The following is a 26,014-nucleotide window of genomic DNA, read 5'->3' on the forward strand; positions in this document are numbered from 1 at the left end:
CACCCCTACCCGCGCACGATCCGCCCCGAACGCGCGCCGCGGGGGCCGCTCAGCCGCCGGCGACCGGCGGGACCAGGCCCGACTGCTCCTCCAGGTAGGCGATCGCCCCGACGCCCTCCTCGGCGAAGAACACCAGCTCGGTGAGGGGCAACGGCAGGAAGCCCTCCGCCTCCATGCGCTGGAACTGCTGCTTCAGCCCGTCGTAGAAGCCCGCGGTGTTCAGCAGCACGACCGGCTTGCTGTGCAGGCCGTGCTTGCGCAGCTCCAGGATCTCGGTGGCCTCGTCGAGCGTGCCGCTGCCGCCCACCATGATCACGATGCCGTCGGCGCGGGCCAGGAGCTGCGCCTTGCGCTCGGCCAGGTCGCGGGTGATCATCATCTCGTCCGCGCCCGGACGGGCCTTGTGCGCCAGGAACTCGACCGAGACGCCGACCAGGCGGCCGCCCGCCTCCTGCACGCCGTCGGCCATGACCTTCATCAGGCCGCTGTCGGAGCCGCCCCACACCAGGGTGTGCCCGCCCTTGCCGATGAGCTCGGCGAACTCGCGGGCGGGGCGGGTGTAGCGCTCGTCGAGGTCGGCGGCGGAGCAGAAGACGCAGATGTTCACGCCGTAACTGTAGGCGAACCTGTCCAGGTCAGGGCACCTGGGAAGGATCTGCCCAAGATCCGTCGAGCCCGGTGCCCGTCCGTCGCGGCGGGGGTACGTCCTGGTCCATGAAGAAAGCCATCAACGTCTGCTTCGGCGTGGACGTGGACGCCGTGGCGGGCTGGATCGGCTCGTACGGCGGCCAGGACTCGCCCAACGACATCCAGCGGGGCGTGTTCGCCGCCGAGGTCGGGACCCCGAGGCTGCTGCGCCTGTTCGCCCGCGAGGGGATCAGGACGAGCTGGTTCGTCCCCGGGCATTCGGCGGAGTCGTTCCCCGACCAGATGCGGCGGATCGTCGAGGCCGGGCACGACGTCGGCGCGCACGGCTACATGCACGAGAACCCGGTCGCGATGTCCGCCCAGCAGGAGGAGGACGTCCTCGCGCGCAGCCTGGAGGTGCTGGAGGAGGTGCTCGGCGTCCGGCCCCGGGGCTATGTGGCGCCGTGGTGGGAGATGTCCGCGCGGACCGTCGAGCTGCTGCTGCGCTACGGCTTCGGCTACGACCACTCGCAGTCCTACCGCGACTTCCAGCCCTTCTACGCCCGCAAGGGCGAGCGATGGACGCACATCGACTACGAGCAGGCCGCCTCGACCTGGATGAAGCCGCTCGTGCCCGGCCAGGAGGTGGACCTGGTGGAGTTCTCGGCCAACTGGTACCTCGACGACCTGCCGCCGATGATGTTCATCAAGAGCTCGCCGAACAGCCACGGCTTCGTCAACCCGCGCGACCTCGAACAGCAGTGGCGCGACCAGTTCGACTGGGTCTACCGCGAGCTGGACTACGCGGTCTTCCCCGTCACGCTGCATCCCGACGTCAGCGGGCGTCCCCAGGTGCTGCTCATGCTGGAGCGGCTCATCGCGTACATGCGCGGGCACAAGGGGGTCACGTTCATGTCGATGGCCGAGGCCGAGATCGACTTCCGCGCCCGCTTCCCCTTCGACGGGCGGGCGCGCCCGGCCGACATGCACTGAGCCGACGTGCACTGAGCCGACGTGCACTGAGCCGACATGCACGGAGCCGTCCCCGGCCGCGCGGCCGGGGACGGCTCGGGCCCCCGTCTACGCCCAGGGCGGGCTGACGACCCAGCTCACGTCCGCCGCCCAGGAGGCGGCGTTGTCGAAGGCGTGCGAGCCGCCGTTGCTCGCGATGTAGACGGTGTTGTCGTAGTGGCGCAGGAACCGGTCGGGGAAGTTCGCGGCGGCGAACGACGTGCCCTGGCCGCTCTTGCCGGCCTGCGGGCAGAAGGTGGCGTCGGCGGCGAACAGCGCGCTGCCGTCGTCGTGCTGCCGGTAGAGCTGGTAGTTGCGGTGCCGCAGGTAGTCGCCGGGGTAGTTCCGCGACTCGAACGACACGCACGAGCCCCCGGCCAGGCCGCTGCGGACGATCCACGTGGCGTCGCTCCGGTCCAGCGACGAGCTGCCGGAACCGATCACCGACGTGACCACCTGGTCGTTCTGGTGGCGCAGGTAGCGGGTGGTGCAGCAGGCCGTGGTCGCGCGCAGCGAGACGGACGCGCCCGGGGTGAGCGTTCCGTCCGCGCCGCCGCCCGTGGTGGTGTAGCCGGCGGCGACGATGTTCGCCTGCACGGCGTTCTCGGTGGCGTTCGAGGGGTAGCCGGCGGTCATCACGCCCTCGTAGAAGGTGCCCGCGGAGCCGTTGCTGTTGTCGCCGCCGATCCCGAGGATGATCGCGCCCTCCTTCTTCATGGGGTTGTAGCCGGGGGCGTTGGGACGGGGGCCGTCGTAGTAGGTGGACAGGCCGCCGGACTGGGCGTTGCCGGCGCGGATCGCCCAGTGGTTCGGCTCGCCCTTGACGATGGCGGTCAGGTAGCGGTGGCTGACGCTGGGGTCGCCCGGGTTGTAGCCCGGGTTCACGCCGGAGAACAGGCCGTTCTCCAGGTCGGCCATGACCCAGGGGCCGTTGCCGGTGCCGTAGCCCCAGACCTTGATGTCGCCGAAGTAGATGGCCTCCATGGTGCCGTTGCCGTTGTCGCGGCTGTTGGTCTCGGCGTTGCCGTAGTCGAAGCAGCAGCCGCCGTTGTGGTGGGTGCCGTCGAAGACGGCGTACATGCCTTCGGGCTGGTCGCCCTTGGCGATGCCGTTGGTGGTGTTGTCGCGGTAGCCGGTGCCGGGGGTGACCCGCACGCCGTACGCCTTGTGGCCGTCGACCATGGTCGGGGCCGCGGTCGCGACCGCGAGGTTGTCGTACCCGCCGGGCGCCGGGCCGGGGAAGCCGCCGGGAGGCGCCTGGGTGAGGTGGTTGCCCCGTCCTGACTGGTCGTACAGGACGGTGATGAGGCAGGTCGTGCCGGCGCAGAACGCGTCCTGGGCGGCGGCGTCGGCGTAACCGCCCGCGGCGAGCAGGCCGATGTCGCGGGTGGCGTTGTCGGAGGAGCGGCGGACCTGGTAGAGCGGGCCGTTGTAGGCGGCGTACAGGGCGCGGGTCGTGCTGTGGGCCGCCACGCAGGGGGTGCCGCCGGCGGCGTAGATGTCGCACGGCTGCTGGGCGGCGGCCTGCGCCGCCGAGGGGGCGCCGGCGAGCAGCCCGGCGACGAGCACGACGGCGGCTCCCGCCTTTTCGAGAATGCTTGATCCGGACCGGTATCTCATCAATGGACCTCCGCTTTCCTCGGAAATTCCAGGCATGAGAAGGCGCACTCGCACGCACGCCAGAAATGCCCACCGACCTGCTCCGTCACCGAATAGACGGCGGCGATGTTATCGCTAACATAATTACCGGCAAGAACCTCCGGACATACGTAAGGGACTTGACCGGCCCACTATGAAACGAAATCCCGCAGCCCGTCAAGCTCTGTTCTGCTCGTTTTCGGCGGAGCGCGCTCACGCCGTTTCACACAGCCGCACCACGACGACCGCACCGCCGGTCAGCCGTCCCGCATGAGCGTCCGCCTGCATCCGGTGGGTGCCGGCGCTCCACAGGGAGCCGACGATGAGTGACGCCTGCTTCCAGGCGGGCGACCTCATCCCGAGGCGATCCGGCCCCTCCGCGTCGTCCTCCCAGCCGCGCCGCCGCAGGCGGTCGTGCGCCAGGCGCAGGGCCTCCTCGAAGGTGGCGGCGCCGAGGTCCAGCAGCACGACGTCGTGGATCGTGTGCTCGTAGGCCAGCGCGTCCCAGGATCCTAGCCGGGGGCCGGGGGGATCAACGCATTCTCAACGGGGGCTCAACAACGGTGGGGGCAGGGTGGGCGGGTTCTCGCGTTCACCTCACCACGGAGCTGGGATGACCACTGTCACGTCACGGGACGACCTGGAACTGGAATCGGCGTACGAGGCTCCACGCACCGACATCGAACGGCGGCTGGCCGTCCTGTGGTCGGCCAAGCTGGGCGTCGCGCCCGTCGGCGTCGAGGACGACTTCTTCGAGCTGGGCGGCGACTCCCTGCTGGCGGCCGACGTGCAGTTCGCGATCGACCGGGAGTTCGGCTTCGAGGTGCCCGCCTGGACGCTGTTCCTGTCGCCGACCATCGCCGAGCTGGCCGAGGTGATCGGCTCGCCGGCCCCGCTCGACCATGCCTGACCTCGCCGACCCCGCCCTGTTCGAGGCGGGCGGGCAGCACGAGACCTGGCGGTGGTTGCGCGAGAACGACCCGGTGCACCGGCACGACCGGGGCTTCTGGTCGGTCACCCGGTACGCCGACGTGGACCGCGTCCTGCGCGACCACACGTGCTTCACCAGCGAGCGCGGCACCCTGCTCAACCTGCTGGGCCGCGCCGACCCGGCCGCCGGGCGGCAGCTCGCCGCCACCGACCCGCCCGCGCACGACCGGATGCGCGCCCCGCTGCAGAAGGTCATGGGCATGCGCTCGGCCGCCGCCTACGAGCCGTCCGTCATCGCGGCGATCACCGCCCTGCTCGCCCCCGGCCTGGACGGGCCGGAGTTCGACCTGGCCGCCGCCGTACGGGGGCTGCCGCTGGCGCTGGTCGGGCCGCTGCTGGAGCTGCCGCGCGACGACCGTCCGCGCCTGCTGACGCTGGTCATGGCGGCCAGCGCCGAGGACGACCCCGACTACCAGCTCACCGGCGACGCGTCCGGGACGCTGCGCCGGGCGCACCGCGAGCTGTTCGCCTACTTCCTGCACCTGGTACGGGAGCGCGCCCGCAAGCCGGGCGAGGACCTGATCAGCCTGATGCTGTCGCGGGACGGCGGCCGGATGGACCCCGGCACGGCCGTCTCCAACTGCTACAGCCTGCTGCTCGGGGCGGGCGTCACCCTGCCGAACGTGGCCAGTTCGACGGTGTTCGAGCTGGCCCGGGGCGGCGGCTACCGCGCCTGGGCCGCCCGTCCGGACCTGCTGCGCGGCGGGGTCGAGGAGGCGCTGCGCTGGGCGTCGCCCGGCAGCCACTTCATGCGGCACACGACCCGGCCGGTGCGGCTGTCGGGCGTGCAGCTCGCGGCGGGAGAGCCCGTGGTCGCCTGGATCGGCTCGGCCAACCGCGACCCCGCCGTCTTCGCCGACCCCGACACGTTCGACCCGGCCCGCACGCCCAACCGCCACCTCGCCTTCGGCAGCGGACACCACTACTGCATCGGATCCCACCTGGCCCGGCTGACGCTGCGGCTGTTCTTCGCGACGCTCTTCGCGACCTTCGCCGACGTCGAGGTGGCCGGCGAACCGGTCCGGGTGCGATCGACCTTCCTCACCGGTTTCAAGAAGCTGATCATCTTGGGGACGCCCAGGAGAGGCCAATGACGACAGAGATCCCGTTCACCTACGCCCAGCAACTGCTGCTCGGGCTGGAACAGGCCGCGCCGGCACTGACACTGGAATTCGGGAAACCGGACGGGTGGTCCCCCCGACCACCGCGGAGGCCGCCGGTACCCGACACGTCCGACCTCGCCTCAGGGGCGACCGCACATGGGAGCCCCTGAGGATGAGCGCCCCCAACACGTGAGCCTGCTCGTCCGGCGGCCCGTGAGGCGGGGAGAGCCGGCACGCCCTGTGCAGATCCGCCGCCACGGCATAGGACGGGCGAGCCCGGCGACGCACGCGCCGCCCCTACGGAACTACGGGCTGCGCAGGGCCGAGAATCCCCAAGACAAATAATGTCACCCTGCGCGCCACAGACATCGAAGTCAGCAGATCTCAACGGAGTCGCCGTTCCTCCTCGTCGCCTGTTCGTCCCAAGCCTTCGGGTCGCCGTAACGGTTCCACTCGTCTCGGCTCAGCCGGTATCCGTCGTTCACCAAGGAGCAGACGTACTTCTTCGGATCCGTCTTGATGCTCGCCAGGTCCCGAAAGTCCCATATCGACGCCCCGGCGTCGAAAGAGGTCAGGGCGACGGCCCCGTCTGCGCTGGTCGCAGCTTGCGCGCCCACGCTCGACTCATTGAACAGGCCGGCTATCTGCACCGGATGCGACCTCTCCCGCAGATCCCACACCGAAAGATGCCCGAGCATCGAATACTGCGAACTCGAGCGATAGCCGGAAACAAGACCTGTGCTTCCGTCAGCGCTCAACGAGACGGACGCAACGTCGCTGATCGGGACCGGCACGTCGGCTTCGAGCCCGGGATGAGCCCGGTCAGCCAGATCCCAGACCCGGTACCCGTGTGGCTGACCGGCGAGCAGCACCGTTCCGCCGGCGTTGAGACTGACCGATTCCACGAAGACGTCCGATCCTCCCACCATGGCGAGCCGCTGCGGACCTGACGGCTTGCTCAGGTCCCAGACGTGGGTTTCGCGACGTCTCGAAAGCCCGCTGACTGTGACCAGCGTCCTCCCGTCAGCACTCAGAGCCATGGCGTGCAGCGCGCCAGGGAGGGAGACGGTGGACACCTCCCGAGGACGGGCGCGATCGAAAAGCCGCCAAACGGCCAGACGTCCGTCCGCAGCGGCGATCACGGCCAGATTGCCGTCTCCGGCAAGCTCGACGTGCAGGACATCCCGGCCACTACCGGATCCGCCGGAGCGGCGACCGCTGAGGACCGCCAGTTGTTTCGGTCTGGCCGGGTCGGACAGGTTCCACAGGCGGGACTCGCCATCGTCGGAACCAGTCAGCGCGAGCCTTCCGTCGCCGCTCAACGCCAGGGCATCGACTCTGGAGGCGTGACCCTTGAGCTCTCCGATCTTCTTCAGCATGGAGAAATCCTCGTAGGACTTGTCTCGCCGATCGGATTTCCGGTCGATCCTCCAGACGGTGACGTTCTTCGATCCCGCCGTCAGCCCTGTGCCGCCGTCCGCGCTCATGTCCACGGCATCGCTCTGGCCGTCCGCGAGGAACTCCTCACCAAGATCAGGAAAGATGGTGTTGAGCAGCGCGGACCTGGTGATCTCATCCGCGTGGATGCCTACCGCGAGTGCGCCAAGTCGCTTCGCCAGATCTGGCGAACCGTCCCGCACCTCCGCCCCACGGTAGGCGAACTCCCGAGCGAGGATCACAGCCTGCTGCGAGTCGGCGGCGGCGCTGGGACGCCCCACGAAGCCGTAAGTTGCGTAGGAGAGAATCCCGAGCGACAACGCGACAGCGATCACCAGGAACACCCTCGATCTACCGAACAGCAGATGATTCATCCCGACGCCCTCCGGCCTGATGTCCGTCTCAACTTATCTGGTTCCAGCTCCAGGGCACAAAGCTCTTGGAGAGCTCTTTCTGCTGGTCGGTCGTGCAGTGGTCGTCCGTCCCGGCCAGACAACTCCACCAGATATGGGTGTCCGTGATGACCTTGACACCCTTGCTTCCCTCCTTTATGGCATCCTGGAGATCTTCGTCATTCGCGTCGATGATGCCGATCACCAGTTCCAGGACGGCCTTCACCCCCGCACAACCAGCGGCAATGGGGACAGTTTCGGCGGGAAGGGAGAACCTTATCGCACAGGCGTCCAGGACCGCCTTGAAGATGGTTATCCACAAACCGCTCGTCTCGCCGCCGCGCACGGCTTCCGCGGCCGATTTCGACAGATATGTGACACAGTGCGCATCATACTCTCCGATGCGGCTGCTAGGCTCCGACTTCGTCCGATCATTGACGGCGTTGCGTACTTCACAGACCGAGAAGGAGGCGTCCTGCCACTTGTGGTGACCCACGCAGTTGTTTCCGGAGCTGTCACCGTTTCCGCGCGCCCGCGCGCTTCCCTTGCGGTTGCTCATCACATTCGACCATATCCCCTCGCACGTCTGCCGATCCTTGAACTCACCCCTTCGCAGACTGTCCCTGCAGGCCGTGGTGGCGACGCCGAGGGCGCACTCGTTCCGCGACAAGCCCTTGTCGATGCAGTTCGGGAAGTTCCCCTGCATGTCCGCGCAGTTCACCAGGAGAGTCGACCCGGCACCGGTGATTCGCCTCTGCGAAGTTGTTGCACGCCTTGCTGTCGGCTGCGGATCTCAGGTCCTCCCGGCAGCTCCGATGGTCGCCTCGGACGCTATCGCAACCCTTCTCGTTCCGTAGTCGTTTTTCTGGCAGCACCGCCGGACCTCTTTCTCCGGGCCAGCACAGAGGCTGTTGAAGTTCATCGATTTCGGCTTCGAGCTGCCTCCGGTGCGGCAGTCCAGATAACTGCTGGCATGCGACCCGCAGATTTCGGCGTCGTTCTGCCCGTGCCCCTCTCTCCGGCATTTGTAGTAGTCGGTCTTCATGTCCCCGCACAGTTTCTTGGCGGCCTTCGACTTGCCGCACTCGTCCCGGCAGTCGTTGTACTGGGCGTGAGTGGATTGTCGTTGACGTAGGCATAGCGGTGGAGCTGGATCGAGGGGCGGGGTTCCGGATCAGGGTGTCCCTAGAGATGAAGCGCCAGAATTGCGGCGCAACTGCGCCGTCGCGGGCCCGACCGGGCTCATCGTCCGGATTTCGGCGCGTTCCATAGCCGGCCGCTCACCGACACCATAAACGTTTATCGGCCTGTCATTGAGAAGTGGACCACGAGGCTCTTCGAAGGTGTAATCATTATCCGGCGTCCCGGACGTTCCTCTCGGATTTCCTGATGTTCGCGCCGATCAGTTCTTCGCCGGCTTCCTGCGCGGACAGCCCGACGACGGGACAGTACGGCCGGCGTCGATCCTGCGGGAGCCGGCCACCGGCGGCACGGCGGTCCCCCACGCCTCTGAGGCGTACGACCCCCTGTGGATCTTCTGAGGCTCATCGATCCGGCACCGCGCCGGGATCGCGGCTCCCGCTCGGGGTGAGGAGGATGCCGACGGCCGCGCCGAGGATGAGGATGGCCAAATCCGCGATCCGGTCCATCCAGAAGGCGACCGTGTTGTCGACGGCCAGGAACTGGACCGAGATGCCGCCGTTGTCGCGCACCCACCGCATGGACCGCAGAGAGGCCGACTCGACGTCCGGGGCAGGGTCGGAGAGCGTGATGCTGTCGTTGTACTCGCGTTACCAGATCTCGCCGGCGACGGGGGTGGCGCCTTTCGCCGGGTCGACGAAGTCCCGGTCCGGATAATGCTCCCGGAACTCGTAGAGCGAGTCCTCGATCGCCAGGAAGATCTTGTTCTCGCCCCAGTGCTGGTGATACCGGACGGTGCTAACCGGGAAGTCGAACGCGACCGTCAGCATGTACTCGCCGGCCCGCTGGTGGACCGGCACGACGACCATGGAGAAGTCGTCGACGCTGGTGGGGCTGCTGGGCTCCGTCCAGGCGGCGGGCCTCCGTCCATCGGCGGGATTCGGCGCGGTGGCCGAGACGGGCTTGAACGCCGACTCGCTCCTGCCTTCACGTGACGGTTCGCCGATGCTGAACCAGGTCGGCGTCAACCGCGCGTCCAGCGCGAACCGGAAGGTCTGCGCGATGGGCCGGGAGCTCTTGAAGGAGACGGTGAAGAAGCCGGAGGCCGGACCGTCGTCGCAGAAGGGGTGGGTCTGGCCGGTGCGGGTGCGCTGCTCGACGAGGAGGGTCCGGGCGGTCAGCGTGGCCGAAGGGCCGTCGGCCGGTTTCTCGGCAGCGACCTGGAACGGCATCAGGCCGTCCTAGGACGGCGACTGCGGATACTCGCCTGACCAATAAAGCGCGTAAACGGCGCCCGACAGCAGCAGGAGAGGGATCGGGGACAACAACACCGACCGGACGCGACGTAAGCGCGCACGCATGTGACGCCCTCCTGCACTTCGGCGGAACCGGCGATGGAACCAGCCTATTCGGCTCTCCGCTCGGGGTCCTCTGTACCTCGTGGCGCCGGCCGGGGCGGCCGTCCGCGCGGTCGTGGCGCAGGTACGAGGCGTACAGCCGCCGTTGCCCGACGTAGAGCGGCCGGCAGGCGCCGGGCCCTGCGCGCCCACCTGCTGGACCGGCTGCCGATCGTGGCCGTCCCGATGGTGTTCCAGCGGCTGGACGCGCTGCCGCGGCTGCCCAACGGCAAGGTCGACTACACCGTCCTCGACGGCGGCTGATCGCCTGCCGGGATGATGGGGGGCGTTCCGTACGCGGTCGCTGGGAACCGCTCGCGGCCGGTCAGGCAACAACAGTTGTCCTGATTCATCGCCGAAAGGCCACGAAGTGAGCGCCCCGAACCCTACGGAAGGTGATGACGCCTCCCATGTCCAACGCTCCCTGCACGAACCGGAAGCCTTCGCCGAGCTGTTCCGCCGGCACGCCTCCGGCATCACCCGGTACGTCACCAGAAGGCTGGGGGCCGACGCGGCGGACGACGTGGTGGCGGAGACGTTCCTGACGGCGTTCCGGCAGCGCGGCCGGTACGACCTGTCCCGCCCGCACGCCCGTCCCTGGCTGTACGGCATCGCCACCAACCTGATGGGCCGCCACGTGCGCGCCGAGGTGCACCAGTTGCGCGTGCTCGAACGCACCGGCAGCGACCCGGTCACGGCCTCCTTCACCGACCGCAGCGACGACCGGGTCAGCGCCGCCGCGGCCCGCCGCCGTCTGGCCGGGGCGCTGGCGGCGCTGCCCCGGGGGCACCGGGACGCGCTGCTCCTGGTCGCGTGGGCCGGGCTGACGTACCCCGAGGTCGCCGAGGCGCTGGACGTGCGCGTCGGAACCGTGCGGTCGCGGATCAACCGGGCCAGGGAGAAGTTGCGCCGGGAGCTCGGCGGAGTCAACCCCATGGCCATCGTCAGCGAGGAGCCCGTCCATGAATGAGATGACCGAGCTCGAACGCCTCCGCTGCGAGGTGCCCGCGCCCGCCGCGGACGCGCTGGCCGCGCAGGAGAGCCGCTTCCTGGCCGCGCTGGCCGCGGAGAGGGGCCGCCTCCCGGCCGCCCGGCGCACCCGTCTTCTCGTGGGGCTGCCGGCCGCGGCCGTGCTCGCCGCCGTGCTCGCCGCCGTGCTCGCCGCCGTGGCCGTCCTGGGGCCGGTGGTGGCCGGGCGCGACGCCCGTCCCGCCGCGTACGCCAACGCCGCCATCGACATCGAGCTGCGCGGCGACCAATACGTGGCCACGATCAAGGACCCGTTCGCCGACCACGCCCTCTACAACGAGGCGTTCCGGGCGATGGGCCTGGACGTCGCCCTGGACCTGCGACCCGCCTCCCCCACCGGGGTCGGCCGGGTCTTCCGGCTCGGCTTCGCCGGCACGACCGAGCGCGACCGCATCGGCGGCGCCCTCCGGCCCGAGGGCTGCACCCCCGGGCAGCCGGGCTGCGCGCTCACCGTCACCGTCTCCAAGGGGTTCGGCGGCAAGGGGACGCTCTACCTCGGCCGCCCGGCCAGGCCCGGCGAGCCGTACCAGAACAACGCCGACGCCGGCCGCAAGGGCGAGGCCCTGGAGGGGTACGCCGCGGACGGCCGCACGGTCGCCGAGGTCCTGGCCGAGACGCGCAGGCGGGGCCTGGAGGTGTCGTTCCAGATCATCGAGCCCGCTCCCGGCGGTGACGGCTTCTCGGTGAACCCGCGGGAGCAGTCGGCGAAGGTGGGCGGCCAGTGGGTGGTGTGGGCCGCCGAGCCGCAACGGCAGGGCGCGGTGCGGCTGCTGGTGTCGGAGAAGCGCGTGCCGAAGAACCCCGTGAGCGGCGAGTGACCGCGCCTCTCCTGTCGTATCTCTCCCCACTCGCCGCGGTTTCCGGCGAAATGATGGCACGTGTGCGCACATAGGCAGGGGTGTCCGAACAAATGATTCGATGAGGAGATCCGCCATGGGAACCGCCCGTGGATGACGAGCGATCGGCCAGGTTCGAGGCCGCCTACAACCGGGCCTACGGCCAGATCACCGCCTACGCCGCGCGCCGGTGCGACTCGCCCCAGGACGCCGCCGACGTGGTGGCCGAGACCTTCACCGTCGCCTGGCGCCGGGTGGACGAGCTGCCGGAGGGCCCCGAGGCCACCCTCTGGCTGTACGGGGTGGCGCGCAAGGTCCTGGCCAACCATTTCCGGGGCGACAACCGCCGCCGGGAGCGCACGGCCGAGCTCGACGCCGAACTCGCCGACCTGTACGGCCACTCGCCCGACACCCGGGTCGAGCTGGACGCGATCGGCCGGGCCTTCCGCAGCCTGCCCGACGACGACCGGGAGCTGCTGTCCCTGGTCGCCTGGGAGGGGCTGGAGCGCGAGGAGATCGCGAAGGCGCTGGGGCTGTCCCGCAACGCCGTGCGCATCAGGCTGCACCGCGCCCGCAAGCGCCTGTCGCGCGCCTTGACGGCGGCGGGCGTGCACGTCACCGCAGAGAGCCGGCTGGTCCCGGCGGAGAGGCCGCTGGGGGGAGCGCTGTGAAGGAAACCGTGAGGGACGCCGTGAAGAACGTCGACGAGATCGAGGCGATCAGGGCGTTGGCCCGGGTCGCGCCGGGTGAGCGGGGAGGTGAGCCGTCCGGCGCGGGGGCGCGGGCGCTGCTGGCCACGATCACCGCCGAGGATCCGGGGCCGGAGCCAGGCACGGCCCGACGGGTGCGCCGGGGCGTCAGGCCGAGGCGGCTGGCGTTGGGGCTGGCCACCGCCGTCGCGCTGGCCGCCGGTGTGGTGACGGTCCCGATCGCGCTGAAGGACGGCGCGCCCGCCTCGTGGGCCGTCAACCTGGACGACGGGATGGTGACGATCCAGATCCGCGACTTCGACGACGCGCCGGAGCTGGAGCGGCGGCTGAAGGAGCTGGGCGTGCCCGCGACGGTGGACCACGTCCCCACGGGCATGATGTGCCGCGAACCGCGCGGGAAGCACGTGGAGAACATCCCTCGCGGTCTCTACAGCGTGCCGGAGAACATCCCGGGCGAGACCGAGGGCTGGCAGATGCGCATCAACAGCAAGCTGTTCGGCCCGGGCCAGACGTTCGTCTGGACCATCAGCGGCAAGCACGGCATGACCACGACGTACCTGATGGAGGGCCCGGTCTCGCCCTGCGAGCCGGTGCCCGCGCCCACGCCGAAGCACGTGGAGCCGGAGTTCCGCGCCGCCACCTACAAGGGCCGCTCGCTGGAGGGCCTGCGGGTGGACGAGAAGACGGTCGGCGAGGTGCTGCCCGAGCTGCGGAAGCGCGGCAAGAAGGTGATCTTCGCCGTCATCTCCGTCCCGCCCGGCAACCCGGGAGGCTACGGCATCGACCGCACCCAGAGCACGCCCGTCGGCGACAACTGGGTGGTCTGGGAGGCGGAGGAGAACGCCAAGGGGGTGATCCAGCTGCTCGTGACGGAGGAGCGCCTGGACAAGAACCCGGTCTACGGCGGCCCCCGCGACGCGGTCATCAAGGACTGACCGGCGGTCCCGCGCGCCTCCCGGGGAGGCGCGGGACGGTCACCAGGCGAGCGGCCCCTCGGCGTCGAAGTAGCCGCCGGTGGGGCCGTCCGGCCCCACCTGGGCCATGCGCACGATGATCTCGGCGCCCTGCTCGACGGTCTGCCGGCCGCTGTTGCCGTTCAGGTCGGTACGGGTGAAGCCGGGTTCGACCGCGTTGATCCGCATCTCCGGGAACGCCTTGGCGTACTGGACGGTGACCATGTTGACCGCCGCCTTCGACGCCGGGTACGCGACGCCCGCGTAGGCATGACCGGGGCGGCCGGGATCGGTCATCCGGGACAGCGAGGCCAGGCCGCTGCTCACGTTGACCACGACCGGCGCGCCGGAGCGCCGCAGCAGCGGCAGGAACGCGTGGAGCACGCGCACCATGCCGAACACGTTCGTCTCGAACGTGCGCCGCATCATCTCGGCGGTCACCTCCGCCGCCCCGGCCACCACCTGGCCGTCGTCCCCCATCTCCACCTGGATGCCGGCGTTGTTGACCAGCACGTCCAGCCCGCCGCCCGCCTCGACGGCCCGCACCGCCGCCGTCACGGACGCGTCGTCGGTGACGTCCAGCGCCACCGCCCGCGCGCCCAGCCGCTCGGCGGCCAGCCGTCCACGCCCGGCGTCCCGGCTGGCGACGTAGACGGTGTGCCCGGCGCCGACGAGCCGCCGCGCGGTCTCGAACCCGAGCCCTTTGTTGGCCCCTGTGATCAGTGTCGTCGTCATGGACGCGACGCTAGGAATTCGAGCGCGCTCGAAGTCACAGCCGGCGTTCGAGGCACCGGCGCGGGCGTCCGGTCAGCGCACCTGCCCCCGGGCCGGGGGCGGCTGCGGTTGGCCCTGGGCGGGCATCTCTGCCAAGATCACCGTGTTTCGCCCCGCCTTGACCGAGGAGCCCTGTGGACAGGAGACGTTTTCTCACCCTGACCGGTGTCGCCGGACTGGCGGCCGCCACAGTGCCCGCCGGGCCCGCGTTCGCGGCGGCCTACCCCTTCGCGGACGCAGGGCTGACCTCCGAGGCGCACGCCAAGCTGGCCGAGCTGGCTCCCTACGGCGTCACGGCGCTCGCCTTCACGCCGTCCGGCGGCTGGGTCATGGTGACGCAGGACGGGCGGTACTTCGCCCGCGGCATCCCCGACGCCTGCTTCACGGAGCTGGGGGCGCTGGTCAAGGCCGGCCGGAAGGTCAACGCCGTCGCCTTCCCGCCGGAGGGCGGCGACCGCTGGGTGATCACCACCGACAAGGGCGTGTCGTCCCGCGGGCTGCCCGCGGCGTGCCTCAGCCGGATCAAGGCGTACTACACCGCCGGGCAGCAGGTCGTGGACGTGGCCTTCCCGCCCGCCGGCGGCGACCGCTGGACGGTCGTCGCGTCCGGGGCCTTCCAGGCCAGCGGCGTGGACGACGAGTGCTACCAGATGATGCGCAACCTGACCCAGGGCGGCCGCCGGCTGACCCGCGTCGCCTTCCCCAAGGCGGGCGGCTGGGCCCTGGTCGCGCAGGACGAGTTCCACGCCCGCGGCATCGACGACGCCTGCTTCGCGAAGATGAAGACCCTGGCCGGCGGCGGCTGGCAGCTGCACAACCTGGCCTTCGCGCCGGGCGGCGGCTGGGCGCTGTGCTCCCGGGGCAAGGCGCCCGCGCTGCCCGCCGACCGGGTGCGCCAGTTCGAGAACGCGGTCGGCGGCTCGACCATCTGGCAGCGGATGAGCGCGTACAAGACGCCGGGCGTGGCGGTCGCGGTGGTCGTCGGCAACAAGATCGCCTGGTCCACCGGCTACGGCCGGCTCGCCGCCGGCGGCGCCCCCGCCGCGCATCCGGAGAGCGCGTTCCAGGCCGCCTCCATCAGCAAGGCCGTGGCCGCGGTGGGTGTGCTGCGGCTGCTCCAGACGCGCAAGATCGCGCTCACCGCCGACGTCCGCCCGCATCTCGGCTGGACGCTGCCGGCCCGGTCGTGCGTGTCGCCGACGGCGGCGCCGACCGTCGAGCAGCTCCTGACGCACCGCGCCGGGGTCGTCGGGCGCGGCTCCACCTCGCCCGCCGGGGCCTGCTCCGGCTTCGACGCCGGCGGCGGCGGCTTCGCCGGGTACGGCGCCGCCGCCACGGTCCCGTCACTGCTGCAGATCATGAACGGCGAGGGCAACTCCCCCAGGATCGAGCTGTCCACGGAGCCGGGCGCCGAGTACCACTACTCCGGCGCCGGGTACGTGCTGCTCCAGCGCATGGTGGAGGAGCTGACCGGCAGGTCGCTGGCCGACTACATGAGCCAGGAGGTGTTCGCCCCGCTGGGCATGGCGGGCAGCTCGTACGCGCTCTCCCCCGCCTTCGAGCTCGCCTCCGGCCACACCTCCTCCGGGACGGTCGTCCCGGGCGGCCACAACCGGTATCCCGAGTCCGCCGCCGCCGGCCTCTACACGAACGTGCTCGACCTGTGCCGCCTGGTGTCGTACCTCAACCGGGCCTGGACCGCCACGGGCGACATCGCCGGGCCGCTCACCCGCGCGTCGGTGCGCTCGCTGCTCACCGAGGGCCCGCAGCCCGGGATGGGACGCGGCCTGTTCGTCGCCGGCTCCGGCACCCGGAACTTCTCCTACACCCACGACGGCTCCAACTACGGCTTCAGGTCGGTGTTCAAGGGCTATCCGGAGCTCGGCGCGGGCTACGCCGTGCTGGCCAACGGCAACGACGCGGCGCTGGTCAACGAGGTCGCCGCGGCCGTCAGGTCCGTCTACGGCTGGGCGTAACGCACAGCGGGGTCAGGCCGGGTCCCTCTCCAGCTCGGCCAGGCGGCCGATCAGCTCGGCCGCGGTCGGCCGCAGGGCGGGGTCCTTGGCCAGGGCGCCGGTCAGCAGCGGGCGCAGCAGGACGGGAGCCGCCTCCACGTCGGCCCGGCTCTCCACGATGTTGTAGAAGATCATCTCGAACGAGCCCGTGCCGAAGGGGGGCCGGCCGGTGGCCGCGAAGAGCAGCACGGCGCCCCAGGCGTGCACGTCGGCCGGCGGCCCCGCCCGCTCCCCCGAGATGATCTCCGGTGAGAGGTAGCCGGGGGTGCCGACGAACATGCCCGTCATGGTGAGCCTGGTGGAGTCGACGGCCTGGGCGATGCCCAGGTCGATCACGACGGGGTCGCCGTCCACCAGCAGCACGTTGCTCGGCTTCAGGTCGCGGTGGACGACCCCCGCCGCGTGCATGGCGGCCAGCGCCTGCGCCATGCCCTTCGCCACGCGGATCAGGGCGGCGACCTCCAGCGGCCCGTCCCTGCCGACCAGCTCGGTCAGGGAGACGCCGGGCACGTACCGGGTCACGATGTAGGGCGGGTCGCCGGTCACGTCCACGTCGAGGACCTCGGCCACGTGGTCGTCGCGGACCAGGCGCATCGCCTCGACCTCTTGGGCCAGGCGCCGCCGGGCGAGGGTGTCGCCGGCCACCTCGGGACGCAGCGCCTTGATCGCCACCTGCCTGCCGCCCGGATCGACGGCGAGGTGCACCACGCCGGTGCCGCCCTCGCCCAGCCTGCGCAGCAGCCGGTAGGGGCCGATGCGGTCACCGCGCGGGCCGTCGGCCGGCGCGCCCGGCTGCTCGTTCTCCAGGCGCATCCAGCGCGACCGGCCGAGGGTGACGGTGGCGCCGGGCCGGATCGTCACCGGCTCGTCCGGCGGGAGGTCGTGGGCCGCGGCCTCGCCGGGGATGCGCAGGCGGGTGCCGTGGGCCGAGCCCAGGTCGATCACGTTGACGTCCCAGCCGTCGAGCTTGACCCGCAGGTGGTGGCGGGAGACCGTGCTCTCGGGGTCGGCCAGCTTGACCGGGCGGGCCCGGCCGGCGACCACCTCGGGGGCCGTCTCCGGCGAGCGGCCGAGCAGGTAGGTGGCGTCGAGCCGGAGCGTCGTCCCGTCGTCGAGGACGAGCGTCCCGAGCGGCGGGCGGGGGCCCTTGTGCGGCACCAGCGTGCGCTTGAGCGCGCGTCCGCACACTGCGCAGGCGGCCACGCGGGGATCGTTGAAGTGTCCCTTCTTGCAGTCGACGCCGTAGACCTGCACGTCGTCCCGGGCGACGTCCGGCAGCGGGACGGTTGCCTCCTCGGGCCGCCGGACGGGACCGGGCGTGTCCGGCAGGTGGAGCGCCCGGCCCTCGGGGGTGCCGGCCAGGGCGGCCAGCAGGTCGGCGGGGTGCTGGAAGCGGTCGTCCGGCCGGCTCGCCGTCGCCCTGGCGATGATCTCCCGCAGGTGCGGCAGGCCGGTCAGCGCCGACAGGTCGACCCGCCCGCCCAGGATCGCCGCGATGACGGCGGGGATGCTGCTCTCGCCCGGGTACGGCGACTGCCCGGTCAGCGAGAAGTACAGGAGCACGCCGAGCGAGTAGAGGTCGGACCTGACGTCCACCACCTCGTTCCGCACGGCCTCGGGCGACATGTACGCGGGCGTCCCGACGATGGAGTCGCCGGGGCTGGTGATCTCGGCCGCCTCCCTGCTCTTGGCGATGCCGAAGTCGACGATGACGGCGTCCTTCGACGGTTTCATCATGATGTTCGACGGTTTGAGGTCGATGCGGGTGACCCGGCGGCCGTCCAGGTAGGTGAGCGCCTCGGCGATCTGGACGCCCAGGCGGACGGCGTCGGCGGGGCTCAGCGGGCCCTGCTGGCGCACGACCTCGCTGAGCGTGCGCCCTTCGACCAGCTCCATCACCAGGATCGGCCGGCCCTCGTCGTCGAGGGCGACGTCGTAGGTGCGCACGATCCTGGGGTGGTCGAGCTGGATGGCGATGGCGGCCTCCCTGCGCAGCCGCGCCTCCCCGTGGGGGGTGCCGGACGGGAAGCGGCGTGGCACCTTCACCGCCACGTCCCGGGCCAGCACGATGTCCCGTCCGCGGTAGACGGTGCTCTGGCCGCCCTCGCCGATGAACTCGACCAGCTCGTACCGGGTGCCGACGGTCCGCAGCACCGACTCGACCCCGGCCGGCTCCGGGCTCGCCTGCCGCGTGGGGACCACCGTGACGTCGCGGGACGGGACGCGCAGGAACATGTCGAGCGCGGCCCGTTCGCCCTCGTTGCCCAGGGCGATGCCGAGCAGGGTGTTCTTCAGCCCGTCGGCGAGCTTGTACGACACCAGCCGCGCGTCGGCGTCCCCGCCGTAGTTCGTCGCGTCCGGCCTGCCGGGGTCGCGGGCCACGGTCAGCACGCCGTGCACCTCCAGGTGCAGCAGCAGCCGGTCGACGCCGGCCCGTCCGACGTGCAGCAGCGGGTCGAGCTCGGGCTGCTCGGCCGAGCCGACGATGTCGAGCGCGGTGAACGTGTCGCCCTGCCTGCGCAGGATCCAGTCCACGATGTAGTAGCCGGTGAGCCGCCACCGGTCCTCGTCGATCGGCACCCGGAACAGCCGGTCCTGGCCGCTCTGCCGGAAGAACAGCTCCAGCAGCTCCTCCAGCCGGGCGTAGAACGCGACGCGCTGCTCGTCCTGGTCGCCGATGACCAGGAACGGCCGCTCGCCCTCCCACCTGACCAGCTCGCCGAACTCCTGGAGCAGCCGGCGGGGGATGCCGCGCGCCTTGAAGCGGAGGTAGCGGGCCAGTTGCTCGAACTCGGCCGGCCGCTCGTCGAGCACCGCCTCCAGCAGGCGGCCGGGCGCCTCCCAGGAGCAGGGGACGTAACAGCGCCAGGCGAAGACGCTTTCGTAGACGCTGTTGCCCCGGCCGGTGTCCCTGACCACGTGGTCGTGCAGGTCGGGGCCGGCCACCACGAGGAAGTGCGCGCCCTGCGTGGTGAGCGTGTTCTTCAGGCTGCCCAGCAGCCGTTCGATCTCGTCGAGGCCGGACGGGCTCGCGGTGAGCTTGTCCACCTCGTCCAGCACGATGATCAGATGGACCCGCCGCGGCCCGCGGGACCAGCGGCGCCATCCGCGCCGCCGCGCCGGCTGCCGGGCCAGCAGGTTGATGATGCGCGCCAGGTCGTGCTCGACGTCGGTCTCGGAGTAGGTGAGGTAGGAGGCCTCCAGCCCCAGGGCGTGGGTGCGCTTGCCGGACAGGCTGCCGCTGGGGCTCAGCCAGCCGGCCGGCCCGGTCAGCTTCTTGGCCGCCGGGCCCATGCCGACGTTGAACGTCGCCGTGCGCTCGGAGGAGTCCGTCTGCGTCTGCTTGAGCCCGAACGAGGTGCGCACGTGCGCGAGCAGCAACGCGCGCCGCGCGGCCGCGTCGAGGCGTTGCAGCACCCGCCGGTCCTGCAGCGTCTCGTAGGTCCGCCGGACCACGGCGAAGAGCAGCTGGTCGGGGGTCATGGGACGGGCGACGTTCAGCGAGACCGGCACGACCAGCTCGTCGCGGGGGCGGCCGGCGGCGATCTCCGCCACCGCGCGCATGACGACCGTGCTCTTGCCCACGCCGCGGAATCCGGTGATGAGGAACGTGCCTCCGCGCGACCAGTGGAGCCGCTGGTTCAGCTCGTCGACGAGCTCGGCGTTCCCCAGCAGCGGCATCGACTGCTCGTCGTGGCGCAGCGGCTCGTGGATGTAGCGGAAGGAGCCCTTGAGAGGAACCCTCAGCATTCTCACCCCTCGTTCGGCGGAGCAGATCCCCTGGGACAAACGAGGGCGCCGGATCCCCGGTTCCCCCGCGAGTACCGTACGCGCCGGCGGCCCCGTCCGCCGCCGTACGCCCCCACCGGATCATGGTCGCCGTACGGTCGCCGGGTCTGAGCTGCGAGGTCGCGGGTAGGGCCCCTGGCATGGACAACGAGCGGAGAACGGCGGGGGCCGTCATCGTCGTGGGGGCCGGGATGGCGGGGCTGGCCTGCGCGGTGCGGCTGCACGAGGCCGGCGTGCCGGTACGGGTGCTGGAGGCGTCCGACGGGGTGGGCGGCCGGGTGCGCACCGACGTCGTGGACGGGTTCCGGCTGGACCGCGGCTACCAGGTGTTCAACACCGCCTACCCCGAGGCCCGCCGGCTGCTCGACCTGGACGCGCTCGACCTGCGCCCGTTCGCCTCGGGCGTGATCGTCCAGGGGACGCGGGCCCGGGCCAGGGTGATGCTGCCGTGGCGGCATCCCCGGCACGCGCTGAGCGGGCTGCTGACCGGCCTCGGCACGCCGCGCGACGACGCCGTGCTGGCCGCCCTCACGGCCCGCGACCTGGTGCTGCCCGCGTCCCGGCTGCGCGGCGGGCCCGACCGGCGCACCGACGACGAGCTGCGCGCCTGGGGCATGTCGGAGAGGATGATCGACTGCCTGATGCGTCCCTTCCTGGCCGGGGTGCTCCTGGAACGCGACCTGGAGACCTCCAGCCGGATCTTCCACCTGTTCTGGCGGTCGTTCGCGCGCGGCACCATCGCGGTGCCCGCCCTGGGCATGGGCGAGATCCCGCGCCGGCTCGCCGACCGGCTGCCGCCGGGCACCGTCACGCTCGGCGCCCGCGTCACCGAGGTGAGCCCCGGCGGCGTGCGGCTCGCCGACGGCGCCACGGTCGGGGGGCGGGCCGTGGTGGTGGCCGCCGACCCGGGGGCCGCGGGCCGCCTGCTGAGCGAGATCGAGACGCCGGAGATGCGCGCGGTGACCACCTTCTACCACGCCGCGCCCCGCTCCCCCATGCGCGAGCCGATCCAGGTCGTGGACGCCACGGGGGCCGTCACCGACACGCTGGTGCTCACCGACGCGGCGCCCGGGTACTCCGCCGACGGGCGGGCGCTGGTGTCCACGTCGGTCCTGGGCCTGGCCGACGACGAACGCCCGGTCCGCCGCCGCCTGACCGAGATCTACGGCGACACGTCCGGCTGGGAGCACGTGGCGACGTACCAGGTGCCGGCGGCGCTGCCGGCGATGCGGCCGCCGTACCCGCTGCGCAGGCCGGTGCGGCTGCGGGCCGGCCTGTACGTGTGCGGCGACCACCGCGACACCGGCTCCCTGCAGGGGGCGCTGGTGTCCGGGCGGCGCGCGGCCGACGCCGTGCTCGGCGACCTTCGGTCGCTGCGCGCCGACAGCCTGGCCGCCCTCGACCGGGCGGCGCTCTAGCGGTACGCGGTCACAGGTCGCGCAGAGCGCCTAGGCGGCCCGGGCCCGTGGTCACAGGTCGCGCAGAGCGCCTAGGCGGCCCGGGCCCGCTGTCACAGGTCGCGCAGGGTCTGCATGGCGTCCCGTTCGATGCGCGCGAGGTCGTGCAGGACGGCCCCGGCCTGGTCCAGGCACGCCGCCTCGCGGCCCTCGCCGGCCTTGGCGAGCAGGGCGGCCACGTCCGTCCACAGGGCGGCGGCCTCGGCGTACAGGCGGTGGCCGGCGCGCAGGCGGTCGTCGTTGACGAATGCGGCGCACTCGCCGAGGAAGTCCCGGTAGAGGGCGCGGAACAGGCCGCCGCCGGTGCCGCCCTTCTCCATGAGGAGGGCGGCCGGCGGCAGGTCACGCGCGGGCTCGGCCACCCGGTCCAGCCACCTGGGCACCAGGCGGGCGGCCTTGTCGATGCCGCGGTGTCCCAGGTTGGCGATGGGCGCGGCGAGGAACGCCTCGGCGCACGCCCTGATCGCCGGGACGACCTGGTCCCGCCAGGCGGGTGGCCTACTCGGCAGGGTGAGGGTGAAGGACCGGTTCCTGGCCGTCATCGGGCCGCGCTCGGCCCGCGCCGCGGCCAGGGCGTCCCGGCTCGTCCGCACCGCGCCGCCCTGTTGCGCGGTGTCCACCAGGTACGCCTGCCGCTCGTCGTAGCCGTACATCGCGACGACGTGGCCGCCGAAGTGGACTTTCGAGCTGAAGTAGTCCAAATGGTAGCTGTCGAGCTGGAGGCCGACCGGCAGGCCGCCGTCGATGCGGGCGGCCACGTTCTCCCAGGCCTTGCGGGACGAGCCGGTCTCGGCCACGTCCAGGGTCAGTCCGAGCCTTGTGGCCAGGTTCCTGGTGAGCTCGAACGGCTTGACCCGGCCGCCCAGGAACGGGACGTCCATGCCCTTGGCGTCCCAGTAGACGAAGGACAGGCCCGAGCCGAGCCCGAACAGCATGGGCTCGGACAGGTCGAGCCCCTGGTGGCGCAGCAGCACCCCCAGCGCCGTCGTCTCGCAGTGCTCCATGCCGCGAGCCTCGATGCCTTCCACGATGGTCATGCGTCGCTCTCCTCTGGCCGGTCCGATCGCCTGGCGCGGGGCCGCCGGCCGGACCGGCCCCGTCAGGCAGCCTGCCGCCTCCCACGGGGGGAGAGTCCATCGTCCCGCTCCCGCCGCGCGGCCCGGTGGGCGGTGAGGGCGCCGGTCGCGCAGAGGGCCGCGAAGCCGAACAGCACGTACCGGGCCGAGTCGAGCATGGAGGCGGCGCCGAGGTTGACCAGGATGCCGGCGACCGCCGTGCCGAACGCGACGGACAGGCTGGTCACGGTGGCGATCGCCGCGGCCGCCCGGCCGCCTTCGGCCGGGTCGGGCGTGCCGGTCAGCACGGCCACGGACAGGTGCGGGTAGGCCAGGCCGATCCCCGCGCCGGCCGCGAACAGCACCGGCGCCCAGGCCGGCACCAGCCATCCAGGCGGGTCCGTACGCTGCACCAGCCCCTGGACGAGCAGACCGCCCGCGAGCAGCAGCGGGCCGGCCAGCCGCTGCGCGAACAGCGGCAGGAACGACTCGACCGCGACGCCGAAGGCCAGCACCCCGATCGTCAGGTAGACCCACTTCAGCGGCGAACCCCGCCGGTAGGTCTCCGCCGGAGGACCCTGTGCTCGCTGCGCCGCTCGTGCGCGACGAACCCCACGGCCGCCACCAGCGCCACCGCCAGGACGGCGGTCTTGGCGAGCGTGCCGGCGACCACCGCCGCCACGCTCACCGCCCCCGCGACCGCCGTCACCAGCATCGACGAGCCCACCGGCGCCCGCACCCGGCCGGCACCGCCGTCGCGCGGCGCGTCGCCCCGGCCGCGCAGGGCCCGCGGGACGACCAGGCCGCAGCCCGCCCCGATCACCGCCGTCGCCGCGAACGCCGGCCGCCACGCCCCGAACTGCGCGAACAGCCCGCCGAGCGCCGGTCCGGCGAAGTTGCCGACGCCGTACATCGCCGACATGAGCGCGGCGCCGCGCGTCCAGAGCCGGGCCGGCAGGGCCGACCGGACGACGGCGAACCCGAGCCCCGACAGCAGCCCCGCACCGAGCCCCTGCACCCCGCGCGACACCAGCAGCACCGCCATCGCCGGGCTCACCGCGCAGGCCAGCGAGCCCGCGGTGAAGGTGGCGAACCCGGCCAGATAGGAGCCGACGGTCCCCCACGCCGACAGCGACCGGGCGGTGAGCATGGTGGCGATCACCATGGCGACCAGGTAGACCGTCATGTTCCAGGCGTAGAAGCTCGCCCCGCCGAGCTCGGCCACCGCCGTCGGCAGCAGCCCGGCCGCCAGGTAGATGTTGATCGCGCCGGCGAGCACTCCCCCGGCCGTCACGACGGCGGCCCCGAGATGTTCCCGTCCCAGCAGCTCCCGCCAGGTGGCGGGGACGTCCTGCGCGCGGCTCATCCGCGCGCCTGCGCCATGCGGGCGTGCGGTGGCGGTAGTGGGGGCGGGGGCGGTGTCCCGTGCGCGGGCCCGTTTCGGTTCTCATGACTTCAAGGCCGTCGTTGAACCGCTCCCGGAAGCTTCGCGCCGGTTGCGGCGGGCGGCGCCGGGCCACCGGGCGGGCGGCCCTCAACCGCCGGTGCAGCCCCGCCGGTCAGCTGTAGGCGCGCATCGTCCGGTCGAGCCACTCCGCGTACGCCGGCACGCTGGTGTACAGGCCAGGGCCTTCCGCGCAGGACGGGCTCTTGGCCCCGGGCCCGGAGGTGACCCCGATGAGCTCCCACCGGCCGTTCCTGCCCCGCTGAAGCTGCGGGGAGCCGGAGTCGCCGTTGCACGCCATCGCCTTGGGCACCCGGCTGACCGTGCACAGGCGGGTGCCGCTCGCGTATCCGGGCCCGCACTCGGACGGGGCGCCTCGGCGCGTGTCGAGCTGGTTGAGCCGCGGGGACATCTTCCAGTCGGCCGGGTCGGGCTTGGACTCGGTGACGCCGAAGCCGATGATCCGGGTCGGGGTGCCGGGCCGCCCCGGCCGCGCGGCGATCGGGACGGGCTTCTGGGTGACGGGACGGTCCAGGCGGACCAGGGCGATGTCGTTCCTGTTGGGCGTGTTCTGGGAGTAGCGGGGGTGGAGCACGGCCTGGGCGATCTCGCGTACCTCCCCGCCGGACTTGCGCTGGTCGCTGCCGACGCGGACGGTCCCCTTCGGGATCGACCCGATCCCCATGTCCAGGCAGTGGGCCGCGGTCACCACCCACTGCGGCGCGATCAGCGCCGCTCCGCACACGCCGTCCGTGAGCCCCATGGCCGGGGCCGAGATCGGGATCGAGGCCATGAACGGGTACGCCTCCGTGGCCTTCCCGCCGTTGACGATCGCCCCGGCGCCGCCGGCGGTGACGGCGAGGCAGGCCGCGCCCGCCACGGCGACGACGGCGGAACGACCCAGGACACGATCCAGGGATTTCCTACTAAACAACTGATTTATCCATTTCAGTGCGTGATTACGATGAAAACACGCTATCTGCGAAGAATTCGCCCGCATCAGTACGCCAGCACGCCAACCCGAGGTAGGGACAACCCCCCTCACGACGGGCTGTGGTTTTCCGCAGCAGGACTGGGCGGAGCACCGCATTCCGCCGTACGGCCGATCTTCCTAACGTTGACCGCATGATGCAGACGATGATGAACGTGCTGGTGGCGGCCACGATGGCGGCGGGCGCGCCGGGCGCCGGAGTGGGCAAGGAGCTGGCCGGGATCGTGGCGGGGAAGGGCGCGACGGCGGCCCTCGCCCGGGTCACCGACGAGCGCGGCACCTGGTCCGGCTCGGCGGGCGTCCGCGACGTCGAGCGCGGCGGACGCCCCTCGCCTGGCGGCTACTTCCGGATCGGCAGCGTGACCAAGACCTTCGTCGCCACCGTGGTGCTCCAGCTCGTGGACGAGGGCAAACTGAAGCTGGACGACCCGATCGGCGACCACCTGCCCGGCCTGGTGCCCGGCGGCGACCGGATCACGGTCCGCGGCCTCCTCGACCACACCAGCCACCTGTACGACTACATGAGCGAGCCCGGCTACTCCACCAACCGCTGGCGCGGCGAGGCCCGCTTCCGCTCCTACCGGCCGGGCGAGCTGCTCAAGGTGGCCTTCGCCAAGAAGCTCCCCGACGACGGCAGATGGCACTACTCCAACACCAACTACGTGGTGCTCGGCCTGCTGGTGGAGAAGCTGACCGGCCGCACGTACGGCGAGGAGGTCGCCCGCCGGATCCTGCGCCCGCTGGGCCTGCGCCACACGCTGGTCCCCGGCGACCGGGCGGGCCTGCCCTCCCCCCACGCCAAGGGGTACGAGCCGATGCCCGGCCTCGTGGACGCCACCCGGATGAACCCCTCGCTGGACTGGGCCGCCGGCGAGATGATCTCGACCGCAGCGGACCTGGAGCGGTTCATGTCGGCCCTGCTGGGCGGCAGGCTCACCAGCGCCGCGTCCCTGAAGGCCATGCGCACGACCGTCGAGACGGGCGCCGGGTTCCGCTACGGGCTCGGGCTGCAGGCGTACGCGCTGCCGTGCGGCACGGTGTGGGGGCACAGCGGGGAGCTGATCGGCTACCTGACGTTCGCGTTCCGCTCGGACTCCGGCAAGTCGCTGACCCTGTCGCTCAACCCCTCGACCAGGAACCCGTCCACGGCGGAGATCATGGGCATGGCCGTCAAGGTATTCTGCGGGACCGCGGGCTGAGCCGGCCCCTGAGAGCACCAGGAGGAT

24 protein-coding genes are annotated in these 26,014 nt (G+C 71.7%); 10 read left to right on the forward strand and 14 right to left on the reverse strand.

Translation table 11 applies throughout. From position 1 onward, the window contains the following. Window positions 1-49 precede the first annotated feature (49 nt). Entirely contained in the window at window positions 50-607 is a 558-nt protein-coding gene (locus ACIBQ8_RS02170) for a TIGR00730 family Rossman fold protein (RefSeq protein WP_397168303.1), read from the reverse strand. A gap of 107 nt (window positions 608-714) precedes the next feature. Here ACIBQ8_RS02170 and ACIBQ8_RS02175 point away from each other — a divergent pair, with 107 nt between their 5' ends. Beyond that, a complete protein-coding gene (locus ACIBQ8_RS02175) occupies window positions 715-1,620 on the forward strand; it encodes a polysaccharide deacetylase (protein WP_397168305.1) in 906 nt (301 codons plus the stop codon). A gap of 87 nt (window positions 1,621-1,707) precedes the next feature. Here ACIBQ8_RS02175 and ACIBQ8_RS02180 read toward each other — a convergent pair whose 3' ends face one another. Together ACIBQ8_RS02180 and ACIBQ8_RS02185 are read right to left on the reverse strand one after the other, a co-directional pair. After that, on the reverse strand, window positions 1,708-3,258 hold the full coding sequence (locus tag ACIBQ8_RS02180) for an alpha-L-arabinofuranosidase B (protein WP_397190752.1): 1,551 nt from the start codon (window positions 3,256-3,258) through the stop codon (window positions 1,708-1,710). Window positions 3,259-3,489: 231 nt separating this feature from the next. Next, window positions 3,490-3,744 carry a hypothetical protein gene (locus ACIBQ8_RS02185; RefSeq protein WP_397190753.1) on the reverse strand — a complete coding sequence of 85 codons (255 nt, stop codon included), beginning with the start codon at window positions 3,742-3,744 and terminating at the stop codon, window positions 3,490-3,492. A gap of 145 nt (window positions 3,745-3,889) precedes the next feature. Between ACIBQ8_RS02185 and ACIBQ8_RS02190 the strand changes: the two genes are divergently transcribed. Both ACIBQ8_RS02190 and ACIBQ8_RS02195 read left to right on the forward strand, forming a co-directional pair. Then, complete coding sequence (locus tag ACIBQ8_RS02190; RefSeq protein WP_397168311.1) at window positions 3,890-4,186, forward strand: phosphopantetheine-binding protein; 297 nt, start codon at window positions 3,890-3,892, stop codon at window positions 4,184-4,186. Next, complete coding sequence (locus tag ACIBQ8_RS02195; protein WP_397190754.1) at window positions 4,179-5,360, forward strand: cytochrome P450; 1,182 nt, start codon at window positions 4,179-4,181, stop codon at window positions 5,358-5,360. The genes ACIBQ8_RS02190 and ACIBQ8_RS02195 overlap by 8 nt, the downstream gene beginning before the upstream one ends. 383 nt (window positions 5,361-5,743) lie before the next feature. Here the strand turns inward: ACIBQ8_RS02195 and ACIBQ8_RS02200 are convergent, their stop codons facing one another. The 5 genes from ACIBQ8_RS02200 to ACIBQ8_RS02220 all read right to left on the reverse strand — a co-directional run bounded on the left by ACIBQ8_RS02200 (window position 5,744) and on the right by ACIBQ8_RS02220 (window position 9,570). Beyond that, window positions 5,744-7,180 (reverse strand): WD40 repeat domain-containing protein, encoded by a 1,437-nt coding sequence (locus ACIBQ8_RS02200; protein ID WP_397190755.1) that lies wholly within the window; start codon window positions 7,178-7,180, stop codon window positions 5,744-5,746. 28 nt (window positions 7,181-7,208) lie between these two features. After that, a complete protein-coding gene (locus ACIBQ8_RS02205) occupies window positions 7,209-7,919 on the reverse strand; it encodes a hypothetical protein (protein ID WP_397190756.1) in 711 nt (236 codons plus the stop codon). A gap of 72 nt (window positions 7,920-7,991) precedes the next feature. After that, window positions 7,992-8,243, reverse strand: coding sequence for a hypothetical protein (locus tag ACIBQ8_RS02210; RefSeq protein WP_397190757.1), 252 nt, complete (start codon window positions 8,241-8,243; stop codon window positions 7,992-7,994). Window positions 8,244-8,742: 499 nt separating this feature from the next. Then, a complete protein-coding gene (locus ACIBQ8_RS02215; RefSeq protein ID WP_397190758.1) occupies window positions 8,743-8,910 on the reverse strand; it encodes a hypothetical protein in 168 nt (55 codons plus the stop codon). 78 nt (window positions 8,911-8,988) lie between these two features. Further along, complete coding sequence (locus ACIBQ8_RS02220; RefSeq protein WP_397190759.1) at window positions 8,989-9,570, reverse strand: hypothetical protein; 582 nt, start codon at window positions 9,568-9,570, stop codon at window positions 8,989-8,991. Window positions 9,571-10,105: 535 nt separating this feature from the next. Here ACIBQ8_RS02220 and ACIBQ8_RS02225 point away from each other — a divergent pair. The 4 genes from ACIBQ8_RS02225 to ACIBQ8_RS02240 all read left to right on the forward strand — a co-directional run bounded on the left by ACIBQ8_RS02225 (window position 10,106) and on the right by ACIBQ8_RS02240 (window position 13,245). After that, window positions 10,106-10,705 carry an RNA polymerase sigma factor gene (locus tag ACIBQ8_RS02225; protein ID WP_397190760.1) on the forward strand — a complete coding sequence of 200 codons (600 nt, stop codon included), beginning with the start codon at window positions 10,106-10,108 and terminating at the stop codon, window positions 10,703-10,705. After that, window positions 10,698-11,582: a hypothetical protein gene (locus tag ACIBQ8_RS02230; protein ID WP_397190761.1), complete on the forward strand. Its 885-nt coding sequence runs from the start codon at window positions 10,698-10,700 to the stop codon at window positions 11,580-11,582. Before ACIBQ8_RS02225 ends, ACIBQ8_RS02230 begins: the two co-directional genes overlap by 8 nt. Before the next feature lie 128 nt (window positions 11,583-11,710). Then, window positions 11,711-12,271: an RNA polymerase sigma factor gene (locus ACIBQ8_RS02235; RefSeq protein WP_397168322.1), complete on the forward strand. Its 561-nt coding sequence runs from the start codon at window positions 11,711-11,713 to the stop codon at window positions 12,269-12,271. Then, the gene (locus tag ACIBQ8_RS02240) at window positions 12,268-13,245 is read left to right on the forward strand and encodes a hypothetical protein (RefSeq protein ID WP_397190762.1); all 978 of its coding nucleotides are present in this window, start codon (window positions 12,268-12,270) and stop codon (window positions 13,243-13,245) included. The genes ACIBQ8_RS02235 and ACIBQ8_RS02240 overlap by 4 nt, the downstream gene beginning before the upstream one ends. A 39-nt stretch (window positions 13,246-13,284) precedes the next feature. On the opposite strand, the gene ACIBQ8_RS02245 is transcribed toward ACIBQ8_RS02240, so the two are convergent. Beyond that, on the reverse strand, window positions 13,285-13,998 hold the full coding sequence (locus ACIBQ8_RS02245) for an SDR family NAD(P)-dependent oxidoreductase (protein ID WP_397190763.1): 714 nt from the start codon (window positions 13,996-13,998) through the stop codon (window positions 13,285-13,287). Window positions 13,999-14,171: 173 nt separating this feature from the next. On the opposite strand from ACIBQ8_RS02245, the gene ACIBQ8_RS02250 reads away from it, so the two are divergent. Next, on the forward strand, window positions 14,172-16,013 hold the full coding sequence (locus tag ACIBQ8_RS02250) for a serine hydrolase domain-containing protein (protein WP_397190764.1): 1,842 nt from the start codon (window positions 14,172-14,174) through the stop codon (window positions 16,011-16,013). Between the two features lie 12 nt (window positions 16,014-16,025). On the opposite strand, the gene ACIBQ8_RS02255 is transcribed toward ACIBQ8_RS02250, so the two are convergent. Next, the gene (locus tag ACIBQ8_RS02255; protein WP_397190765.1) at window positions 16,026-19,802 is read right to left on the reverse strand and encodes a protein kinase; all 3,777 of its coding nucleotides are present in this window, start codon (window positions 19,800-19,802) and stop codon (window positions 16,026-16,028) included. A 179-nt stretch (window positions 19,803-19,981) separates the two neighbouring features. On the opposite strand from ACIBQ8_RS02255, the gene ACIBQ8_RS02260 reads away from it, so the two are divergent. Continuing rightward, complete coding sequence (locus tag ACIBQ8_RS02260; protein ID WP_397190766.1) at window positions 19,982-21,259, forward strand: NAD(P)/FAD-dependent oxidoreductase; 1,278 nt, start codon at window positions 19,982-19,984, stop codon at window positions 21,257-21,259. A 92-nt stretch (window positions 21,260-21,351) separates the two neighbouring features. Here ACIBQ8_RS02260 and ACIBQ8_RS02265 read toward each other — a convergent pair whose 3' ends face one another. From ACIBQ8_RS02265 to ACIBQ8_RS02280, 4 genes are all read right to left on the reverse strand, one after another. Continuing rightward, the gene (locus tag ACIBQ8_RS02265) at window positions 21,352-22,335 is read right to left on the reverse strand and encodes a BtrH N-terminal domain-containing protein (RefSeq protein WP_397190767.1); all 984 of its coding nucleotides are present in this window, start codon (window positions 22,333-22,335) and stop codon (window positions 21,352-21,354) included. Window positions 22,336-22,397: 62 nt separating this feature from the next. Then, a complete protein-coding gene (locus ACIBQ8_RS02270; protein WP_397190768.1) occupies window positions 22,398-22,868 on the reverse strand; it encodes a hypothetical protein in 471 nt (156 codons plus the stop codon). Window positions 22,869-22,891: 23 nt separating this feature from the next. Beyond that, entirely contained in the window at window positions 22,892-23,719 is an 828-nt protein-coding gene (locus ACIBQ8_RS02275; protein WP_397190769.1) for an MFS transporter, read from the reverse strand. A 193-nt stretch (window positions 23,720-23,912) separates the two neighbouring features. Continuing rightward, entirely contained in the window at window positions 23,913-24,677 is a 765-nt protein-coding gene (locus ACIBQ8_RS02280) for a S1 family peptidase (protein ID WP_397168336.1), read from the reverse strand. Between the two features lie 245 nt (window positions 24,678-24,922). Here ACIBQ8_RS02280 and ACIBQ8_RS02285 point away from each other — a divergent pair, with 245 nt between their 5' ends. Beyond that, window positions 24,923-25,987: a serine hydrolase domain-containing protein gene (locus ACIBQ8_RS02285; RefSeq protein WP_397168338.1), complete on the forward strand. Its 1,065-nt coding sequence runs from the start codon at window positions 24,923-24,925 to the stop codon at window positions 25,985-25,987. Window positions 25,988-26,014 lie beyond the last annotated feature (27 nt).

Origin of the sequence: Nonomuraea sp. NPDC049646 (assembly GCF_044465525.1) — a bacterium.
GTDB lineage: Bacteria > Actinomycetota > Actinomycetes > Streptosporangiales > Streptosporangiaceae > Nonomuraea.

Bases quoted from the DNA above. Each gene is read 5' to 3' on its own strand.
- ACIBQ8_RS02210 (WP_397190757.1), bottom strand. From the start codon at position 8,243: ATGAAGACCGACTACTACAAATGCCGGAGAGAGGGGCACGGGCAGAAC.
- ACIBQ8_RS02220 (WP_397190759.1), bottom strand. From the start codon at position 9,570: ATGCCGTTCCAGGTCGCTGCCGAGAAACCGGCCGACGGCCCTTCGGCC.
- ACIBQ8_RS02265 (WP_397190767.1), bottom strand. From the start codon at position 22,335: ATGACCATCGTGGAAGGCATCGAGGCTCGCGGCATGGAGCACTGCGAG.
- ACIBQ8_RS02255 (WP_397190765.1), bottom strand. From the start codon at position 19,802: ATGCTGAGGGTTCCTCTCAAGGGCTCCTTCCGCTACATCCACGAGCCG.
- ACIBQ8_RS02260 (WP_397190766.1), top strand. From the start codon at position 19,982: ATGGACAACGAGCGGAGAACGGCGGGGGCCGTCATCGTCGTGGGGGCC.
- ACIBQ8_RS02275 (WP_397190769.1), bottom strand. From the start codon at position 23,719: ATGAGCCGCGCGCAGGACGTCCCCGCCACCTGGCGGGAGCTGCTGGGA.
- ACIBQ8_RS02180 (WP_397190752.1), bottom strand. From the start codon at position 3,258: ATGAGATACCGGTCCGGATCAAGCATTCTCGAAAAGGCGGGAGCCGCC.
- ACIBQ8_RS02190 (WP_397168311.1), top strand. From the start codon at position 3,890: ATGACCACTGTCACGTCACGGGACGACCTGGAACTGGAATCGGCGTAC.
- ACIBQ8_RS02200 (WP_397190755.1), bottom strand. From the start codon at position 7,180: ATGAATCATCTGCTGTTCGGTAGATCGAGGGTGTTCCTGGTGATCGCT.
- ACIBQ8_RS02285 (WP_397168338.1), top strand. From the start codon at position 24,923: ATGATGCAGACGATGATGAACGTGCTGGTGGCGGCCACGATGGCGGCG.
- ACIBQ8_RS02175 (WP_397168305.1), top strand. From the start codon at position 715: ATGAAGAAAGCCATCAACGTCTGCTTCGGCGTGGACGTGGACGCCGTG.
- ACIBQ8_RS02230 (WP_397190761.1), top strand. From the start codon at position 10,698: ATGAATGAGATGACCGAGCTCGAACGCCTCCGCTGCGAGGTGCCCGCG.
- ACIBQ8_RS02195 (WP_397190754.1), top strand. From the start codon at position 4,179: ATGCCTGACCTCGCCGACCCCGCCCTGTTCGAGGCGGGCGGGCAGCAC.
- ACIBQ8_RS02245 (WP_397190763.1), bottom strand. From the start codon at position 13,998: ATGACGACGACACTGATCACAGGGGCCAACAAAGGGCTCGGGTTCGAG.